We start from the raw sequence: 2,521 nt of genomic DNA, 5'->3' as shown, positions 1-2,521 counted from the left end.
CCATACTTCTTAAAAAGCTTCTTTGCCTGCTTGTGATCATTTTCTTTCCTGTTCCCGCTCGTCCAATCCGTGGTTGGGATGAGCGCTCGCTAATTTAATGAAACGTTTGATTCGTATCAGAATATTATACTATCATTTGGCTCTCCGCGTCAAATCCAATTCCGATCGCGGACGGTGTCAAGTTGTTCTGGAGTTAAGTTATTTGCGGTGTCTCATTATCTGATGCTTTGGCTGCCAGCCATGAAGCCATATAAGACGCGCTTTTATGATCAGACCGCCCGGTAGTTTTGCAGCCTAAATAATCGTTCGAAATATACAGCAATTGAAATGTAAGCCTACAGGGCTTTTTCTTTTTGATTACAAAAATAAAATTATGCTAGTTAAAGTTGGTTAATTATGGTATAATGAAAGCGAGTATCATATTCCATAATGAAAGAGAGGACAAATAAATGCATTTGAACATCTCAAAGAAACCGGATGGGCGAACTTATCTGTCCATTGTAAAAGGCTACCGCGACAAGGATACCAAACGAATGCGTACGAAAGTCGTGGAATCGGTCGGCTATCTTGATGAACTCATGAAACAGCATGCCGATCCAATCGCACATTTCAGGGAGGCTGCCAGAAAAATGACCGAGAACGAGCGGACGGGAAGGCGGGTGCAGGTCGATATCGATATGGACGAGCGCCTGTTTGAAGGCTCTGATAACATGAAAAACCTTGGCTACGCGGTGCCGATGAAAGTCTATCATGAGCTGGGCATCCATGAATTTTTAAAATCAAAAGCAATTAAAGAGGATTTTAAATTCAATACGAACTCGATCATGCTCCTTCTGGTGATGTCGCGCATCCTGAGCCCCGGCTCCAAAAGGAAAACTTTCGAGGAGAAGTCTTTGTATTTTGAGCGTTTCCATTTCTCTCTTGACGATGTATACCGCGCATTGACTCATTTTGACAAAATTTCAGAGGAGCTTCAGCGGTTCCTGCACGAACGGATCCGTTCGAAGTACGGCAGCGAGACCAGCGTTGTCTATTACGATGTGACCAATTACTACTTTGAGATCAGCCAGGCAGACGAACTCAGAAAATACGGGAAGCCGAAGCAGAACCGCAAGAAGCCCGTCGTGCAGATGGGGCTTGCGATGGATGCCGATGGTGTGCCGCTCCACTATGAACTTTTTCCAGGCAATATGCTTGACAAAGAGACCTTCCGGTCCGTCATAGGGGAAGTCAGGGCGAACTACGGTACCGGACGCATCATCGTTGTTGCGGATATGGGGATCATCACCGGAGATAATATACACTACCTGGTCGGTGAAAAACCTGAAAAACCGAGGAACGGGTATGTGTTCAGTTTCTCCGTACGCGGCGGTACAGACAAATTCAAGGAATACGTGCTGGATTCGGAAGGATACCGTGACAAAAACGGGAAGCTGGCGGCGGATGATTGTGACTTCATGATCAAAAGCCGGCGCATCGCCCGTGAAATCAATGTTACGATGGCCAACGGAAAGAAGCAGCTAAAGACAGTATATGAAAAGCAGGTAGTCTTCTGGTCGCGGAAGTATTTATTGAAAGCGCGTGCGGAGAGGGCAGAGGTGATTGCCAAAGCAGAGGCCCTCGTGAAGGAGCCGAAGAAATACAACCGGGCTACAGCATATGGCGCTGCCGCATATGTAAGTAATCTTGAATTTGACAAAACAACCGGAGAGATCGAGACAAAAGGCAGAAACCTTTCCCTGGACCGCGAAAAGATCCTCCAGGAGGAAATGCTTGACGGGTACTATGCCATCACGACAAGCGAGCATCAGATGTCCGACTGGGATATCATCGATACATACCGGGGTCTCTGGGAAATCGAAGAGACCTTCAAGATCACGAAGAGTGAACTGGAGGCACGCCCGGTATACGTGAGCAGCGAAGATCATATCGATGCCCACTTTCTGACCTGCTTCCTGGCATTGGCAATCATCCGGATCATACAGAAACAGACCGGAAAGAATTATTCCGCTGAGGAAATCATCGATTGTCTGAACAGGATCCAGTGCTTGCACGAATCTGAAAACATATATCTATTTGGATACCGGAGCAAAATCTCGGATGCGCTTGGGGCTACATTTGGGATAGACTTCTCTCGAAAAAGGCTAGCCTTGACTGAAATTAAAAAAATCTTAGCTGACGTTAAAAAATGAGCTGTTAACGTACAATTTTATTTTACAAACAAACGCCTAAATCCATCTGTTTTCAATGGACTTAAGCGTTATTTCTCTTGTATCCTGCAAAAGTCAGGATTATAACCACAGGTTGACAAATTAATCAATACTAAGTTTCGAAATTTTTAATTTACAGTTTTGGTATTCCGTCGGGGGCTTTGCAGATTTTGCCTGCGGCAAAATCTGCCGTCCTTCGAGGCCTCATTCAGGCCTCTTGGACCGCTCCTTACGAAACAGTCCGCCGGACTGTTTCGTGACAGTTTCGCCCTTGCGGGTTCTCGCGGTAGTTTTGCAGCCTAAATAATCGT

Annotated in this window: 1 protein-coding gene; it reads left to right on the top strand. The window is 45.9% G+C overall.

What is annotated here, in order from left to right:
- Positions 1-449 precede the first annotated feature (449 nt).
- On the top strand, positions 450-2,192 hold the full coding sequence (locus NC238_15170; GenBank protein ID MCM1567248.1) for an IS1634 family transposase: 1,743 nt from the start codon (positions 450-452) through the stop codon (positions 2,190-2,192).
- Positions 2,193-2,521: the final 329 nt, after the last annotated feature.

The organism is Dehalobacter sp., from assembly GCA_023667845.1.
GTDB lineage: Bacteria > Bacillota > Desulfitobacteriia > Desulfitobacteriales > Syntrophobotulaceae > Dehalobacter.
This window is presented reverse-complemented; position numbering and strand designations above follow the sequence as displayed.

Coding starts and splice junctions, on each gene's coding strand:
- NC238_15170 (MCM1567248.1), top strand. CDS start 450: ATGCATTTGAACATCTCAAAGAAACCGGATGGGCGAACTTATCTGTCC.